Below are 5,906 nucleotides of genomic sequence, written 5' to 3'. Positions count from 1 at the left end.
AAAACAATATGCTAGGAGCCTACTGCGTAACTCCTATTTATTCTACCTGTTTCACTGTCTTTCTTCTATCTGTTTTATTGTCTCTATTCCCGATATCCGGATTCTATGGGATATTTAAAGCAAAAATAAACGTATTTATAATAGATGGATACAAAAGAGATAAGCCTTCTAGGCAATTAACAGGACTCTGGTTTATATTTTGCCGAGTCTGCTACCTTAAAATATTCATGAGGAAAGGATAATGTCAGAAGAGAACCGTGTCGGTAGTAAGATACGCCAGCTTAGAGAAGCCAGGGAAATGACAATTGAAGAATTGGCTGAAGCCAGTCAGAGCAGCGCGGAGTTAATCCAGCAGCTAGATAATGGGGCCCTGGTTCCTTCCTTAACACCTCTTTTAAAAATTGCTCGGGCTTTAGGCGTCCGCCTCGGTACTTTTCTGGACGATATGCCACAGAGTGGGCCTGTAATTGTCAGGGCAGGGCTGTCTGAAAATGTAGTCCGTTTTTCGGGGAAAACTGAGAAACCCAGGAAGAGTGCTCTTGAGTTTTATTCCCTTGCCTCCGATAAAGCAGACCGCAACATGGAACCTTTCATTATTGATATTCACCCGTCTCCCGAGGAAAGCCACCAGCTCTCTTCTCACGAAGGAGAGGAGTTCATTTATATTCTTTCCGGGGAAATTGAAATCTTCTATGGAAAGGATGTCCATAGGCTAAACACCGGAGACAGCATTTATTATGACTCTATTATCCCGCATGACGTTCATGCAGCAGGGAAAAAGGACGCAAAAATTCTAGCTGTAGTCTATGCTCCTCTGTAAAGCCGCAGTCAGGCAGAGGAGAACGTAAACACTTAATTATAACTGGCTGGAAACTCCATATTTGAGATATTAAACACAAGTACTTGAGAGTTAAGGAATCAAAAATGTTCAGTACAATTGTTAGTCCGCGTTTTGGGGACATAGACGGGCTTGGGCATGTGAATAACACTGTCCTCCCGGTCTGGTTCGAAATTGGAAGAAACTCAGTATTCCGGCTTTTTTCACCGGACCTTGATCTTAGCCCTGATGTATGGCACCTGATTCTTGTCAGGACCGAGTTTGATTTTCTGCACCAGATGTATTTCAGGTCGGATGTGGAGATAAGAACTTTCATTGCAAAGATAGGAAACAGTTCCTTTACTGTAGGGCATGAGGCGTGGCAGGAAGGCGAGCTCAAGGTAAAGGGTCAGGCAGTGCTGGTTTATTACGACTTCAAGCTCCAGAAAGCAATGCCCCTTCCTGACCCAATACGCGAAATTCTGACAGCGCATATGTTTCCTGCAATGGATAATGCTGAAACGGATACGGATTCCCCTTGCTCTATTTGAATTTACTTGACTGACTGCCCACAAACCGAATTTTGGAGCACATGAGATATTTCTGTTCGCAAACAAACAGCTTCAAAAAATTAATAGTGCAAGAGAGAGGCTAATACCATGCATCTTATAGAAGAGTCCCTCGGTAATTACTTTGAGAAACAGGTGGCTGTAGACCCTGACCACGAGTTTATAATTTATCCTGACCGCAACCTTCGTTTTACTTATGGGCAGTTCAACGAAAGGGTCAATAACCTTGCAAAAGGGCTGCTAGCTATAGGGATAACAAAAGGGGATCATGTAGGAATCTGGGCAAAAAATGTTCCTGATTGGCTTACCTTCATGTTTGCCACGGCAAAAATAGGAGCAGTACTTGTTACTGTGAATACTGCCTACAAGAGCCATGAGGTCGAATATGTATTAAAACAATCCGATATGAAGGCTCTGGCTATGATTGATAGCTACAGAGACGTTGATTATCTCGAAATAATTAATGAACTGGTCCCTGAGCTCAAAACCTCTGAGAGAGGGAGACTGAAAAGCAAAAACTTTCCCTATCTTAAGAGTATAATTTACGTAGGACAGGAAAAGCACCGGGGTATGTATAACACAAACGAGCTTATGCTTCTTGGCAGCCATTATCCCGATGACAAGCTCTGCGAGATTATGGCCAGTGTCGACTGTGACGATGTTGTCAATATGCAGTATACATCAGGGACTACCGGGTTTCCTAAAGGAGTCATGCTGACCCATAAAAATATCCTGAATAATGGACTTTCTATCGGAGACCGCCAGAAGTTCACCTATATAGATAGGCTCTGTTTTCCTGTGCCACTTTTTCACTGTTTTGGAATAGTACTCGGAGTTATGGCCGTTCTGACTCACAGAGCAACGCTTGTTATGCTCGAGGTTTTTGATCCTCTATTAGTACTTGCCGCGGTACATAAAGAGAAATGTACGGCTCTCTACGGCGTGCCAACAATGTTTATTGCCGAGTATACGCATCCCATGTTCGACATGTTTGACCTATCTTCTCTCAGAACGGGGATTATGGCAGGTTCGACCTGCCCTGTGGAAGCCATGAAAAAGGTCGTAAACGATATGCACTGTTATCAGATTACCAGTGTTTACGGGCTTACGGAAGCATCCCCTGGTATGACTCAAACCGCTGTAGATGATCCTCTAGAACTCAGGGTCGAAACTGTTGGCAAACATTTTCCGGGCGTAGAGGTCAGGGTTGTTAATCCCGATACCAATGAGCCGGTGCCTCTAAACACTGTAGGAGAGATATGCTGTCGCGGATATAATGTAATGAAAGGTTACTATAAGATGCCTGAAGAAACGAAAAAAGTTATCGATGAAGGCGGCTGGCTTCACAGTGGAGACCTCGGAACCTGTGACGAAGACGGTTATTACAGAATCACAGGCAGGATTAAGGACATGATTATCCGGGGAGGGGAAAACATCTATCCAAGAGAGATTGAGGAACTCCTGCTTACCATGCCCGAAATTACAGACGTCCAGGTTGTGGGCATCCCTGACAAAAAATACGGGGAAATTGTAGGTGCTTTTGTGATTCTCAAAAAAGGTGCAGACCTTACAGAAGCCGATATCAGGGATTATGCCTTAAGCAAGATCGCACGCTACAAGGTTCCAAAACATGTATTCATTGTAGATGAATTCCCGCTGACAGCAAGCGGTAAAATTCAAAAATACAGGCTAAGGGAACTGGCTGTGGAACTTGTCAATAAGCAGGATGAGATAGCAATTGAGTAAAGACAGTAGCTATTGACAGTCATTGGCAATGACTATTGACAGCTATTGATAGCATAGGTTAAAATGTTAATCAGTTATTATTAACCACCCAGGTTGTTTTATCGGCCATTCAGGTCGATTCTATTTATTCATTGAATTCTACTTCATTGAATTCTATATCTTCATTGAATTCTATCTTTATTGAATTCCATATCTTCATTGAATTCTATATCTTCATTGAATTTCAATTTGTTAATCTTTTGCTTTAAAATTTTAAAACCATTAAAAAATAAGATACTAGCAAATTTTAAAGATTGATTACATTTTTGAAGAGCATTTTAATTTGTTCCCATATTAAAAAGTGTATGACAATACAAAAACGATGGGTAATTGAATATTTGACGTAATTTATTATATATACGATTTTAGCATTAGAAGGATGTAGTTGTAAGAGAAGCGCAATAGTGCACCTTTGTGCATAGCGTATGGGGAGTTTTTCTCTAGGGGTTTCATCGATTGAGAACTCAGGTATCAAAAGGAGCTCTCAATCAATCACCACAACTAATTAAATGTCTGCACTGTTCTCTTGCAACTAAATGAAGAATATGGGGGAGTATTCTTCAAGGGGGTTTCACCGATTGAGAGCCCAAGGGTCATCATAACAGGGCTCTCAATCAATCACCAACTTTTAACTTAATTTTAACTTTTAACTTGAACTATTTTTGACTAAACTCTTCGCACAATTTATTGATTTGCATAAATCGTACAAATAATATAAATATAATTTTTCTCCCGATTCTCCCCACTGAAGTTCAGCTATTGTGCTTTCCCCAGTTATGACCTTTATAAATATCTTTCAAACAATTAATAACTGTCCTATTCTATTTAAGTCCTTTGATGAGTCACTTTTAAGAGTTCATATTGTTTGTATAAGTGCTAACAAAATTTACTTATTGAGCTCATCCCAAAACTTGAAATTTGCGTCTTCGGCCTTGTATTTCTAATATTCAATCAAGCACAAGATTATGAAAATATCTTTGAAACCCCTCAATGATTAAGAATAAAATATCTTTCGGGATAGGCTCATTCTGTAATTGCACAGATTATTACTCAATAAATATTTTATACTCATATTCTCAAAGTGAGGCAACAAAGTTTTTGATTAATGTCAAGGTTATCAATTATGTGTATCGCTTTATAGATTACTTTTTTCCAGTTTTTTCGTGTCTTGATATAGTATGATGTTCCTATTTTTGAGACCAGACAGGATGTCAGAATCTCAGGTGTTTACTTACCTGGCTGGTAACTTCCGTATTCACACCTGTATTACGATACATCAACTTTACGACATATCAAGGAGTTCTTTTATTTTTTCACAGAAGGGGAATAAAATAATCTACCTAGGATACGATTGGTTTAATGTCTAGTAAGATAATGTCGACGAGACTTGTTAAATCCCGGAACTATGAATTTTCTAAGAATACGGCTAATAGATTTCCAGACTTTACAAAAATCAAAAATCATTTGCTGCCGGACAAAGATAAGAGTGGCAGAATTCAAGGTTTAAGGTGAAAATTGTAAAGGGCAGGACCAGGAGATTGATTCCGATAGGAAAACTAATCTGGAGTAAGAACAATAGAATTAACAAGGATTATTGTGGGGTCTGGTGTCTCGCCTGTGGATATAAATGAGCTGGATGAAGTCAGAACTATTGAAGAAGGATTCAAAAAAGCGTATAGTGGGGACCAAAAAGAAACAGTAGAAGCTATTGACAAGCTCAAGGGCTTCGCGCTCCAGTTGATTCACCTGGACGCCAATGCTGAAAACGAGCTGGATATAAAAGCGCTGATCATCTCTATAGGGGACATAGCGAGGGTATCTGCTGAAATGAAAATGGAGCAGGTATGCTCAGTTTCAGGTTGTGTCCTTGTAGATATAGCACTTGAGGCTGCCAGTCAAAAGAGGGAGCCGGTTGCTATAAAGGCTTTATCCATTGTCGGGAGCCTTGCCATGGAGTTTGCCGGAAAAGGCTTGGGTGTAGCAGCCAGAAGTACATCCGAATCGCTCGGAACTTGTGGGAAGGGCTCTTCAAGAATGAAAATGGAAACGATGATAAGCCTTTCTGAGGTTTACCTCATGCAGGTATCACTGATATCTATAGAAAAAGGACTTCATAAGGCCGGGATTGCTGCTATAGGCTACCTTGGGGAGATAGGAATCGCTTCGGCCAAACAGGCAATAGAAACCAGTACTCTGGAAGCTGCAGTCATTCTTGAAGATCTGGGTAATACCGCTGTAAGTGAAAATAACGAGTCCTACGCAAAGGCAGTAATTGAGGCACTTGAAAACCTGGGCACAGAGGCATCTCAGGGCGGAATGAAAAACGTACTTGTCCAGATCGCGTGGTCTCTGGAAATGATCCGGGTACTTGCTCTGGATCGAGGCATGAAAGGAGCTTGCTTTGCTGCAAAGGCTGCGCTTGAATCCATCAACACGGCAGGCTTACTTGACGCAGAACAGAACCTGGAAAAAATCAGGGAAATAAAGGAATTCCATTCTGTTATCCTGAAAAAAAGTTAAAAAAGCATTGGGGAATTTAGAGTTAAGGAAGCAGAACCTGAAAAATATATTTTTCTGTATTTAAATACAAAAAGATTCTAAAAGAAAACAAATAGTTAAAGAAAAATCATAAATCACTAGAAAAATCATTATAGAAAATTCATGAATCACTGTAGAAAATCATTATAAAAAATAAGTTCTGTGTGTATAATTTAATATGGTGCTCCGGCCGGGAT

The 5,906-nt window shown here is 40.3% G+C and carries 5 protein-coding genes; all 5 read left to right on the top strand.

Annotated elements, in window-relative coordinates; all coding sequences use genetic code 11:
• The coding region (locus A9239_RS19935; RefSeq protein ID WP_218104602.1) for a hypothetical protein at nucleotides 1-242 on the top strand (242 nt) is incomplete at its 5' end.
• Nucleotides 242-820: a helix-turn-helix domain-containing protein gene (locus A9239_RS11645; RefSeq protein WP_048118018.1), complete on the top strand. Its 579-nt coding sequence runs from the start codon at nucleotides 242-244 to the stop codon at nucleotides 818-820. The genes A9239_RS19935 and A9239_RS11645, both read left to right, overlap by 1 nt.
• A 104-nt stretch (nucleotides 821-924) precedes the next feature.
• Nucleotides 925-1,368, top strand: a complete 444-nt coding sequence (locus tag A9239_RS11640) for a thioesterase family protein (RefSeq protein WP_048118015.1) — start codon at nucleotides 925-927, stop codon at nucleotides 1,366-1,368.
• A 108-nt stretch (nucleotides 1,369-1,476) separates the two neighbouring features.
• Nucleotides 1,477-3,132: an AMP-binding protein gene (locus tag A9239_RS11635; protein ID WP_048118012.1), complete on the top strand. Its 1,656-nt coding sequence runs from the start codon at nucleotides 1,477-1,479 to the stop codon at nucleotides 3,130-3,132.
• A gap of 1,656 nt (nucleotides 3,133-4,788) precedes the next feature.
• Entirely contained in the window at nucleotides 4,789-5,691 is a 903-nt protein-coding gene (locus A9239_RS11630; protein ID WP_053010621.1) for a hypothetical protein, read from the top strand.
• The last annotated feature ends 215 nt before the right edge of the window (nucleotides 5,692-5,906 follow it).

It is taken from the genome of Methanosarcina sp. A14, from assembly GCF_001729375.1.
GTDB lineage: Archaea > Halobacteriota > Methanosarcinia > Methanosarcinales > Methanosarcinaceae > Methanosarcina > Methanosarcina barkeri.
The sequence above is the reverse complement of the archived record's forward strand: the minus strand, read 5'-3'. Positions and strand labels throughout refer to the sequence as shown.

Excerpts from the sequence above, each read along its gene's own strand:
- A9239_RS11645 (WP_048118018.1), top strand. The coding sequence starts at position 242 with ATGTCAGAAGAGAACCGTGTCGGTAGTAAGATACGCCAGCTTAGAGAA.
- A9239_RS11640 (WP_048118015.1), top strand. The coding sequence starts at position 925 with ATGTTCAGTACAATTGTTAGTCCGCGTTTTGGGGACATAGACGGGCTT.
- A9239_RS11635 (WP_048118012.1), top strand. The coding sequence starts at position 1,477 with ATGCATCTTATAGAAGAGTCCCTCGGTAATTACTTTGAGAAACAGGTG.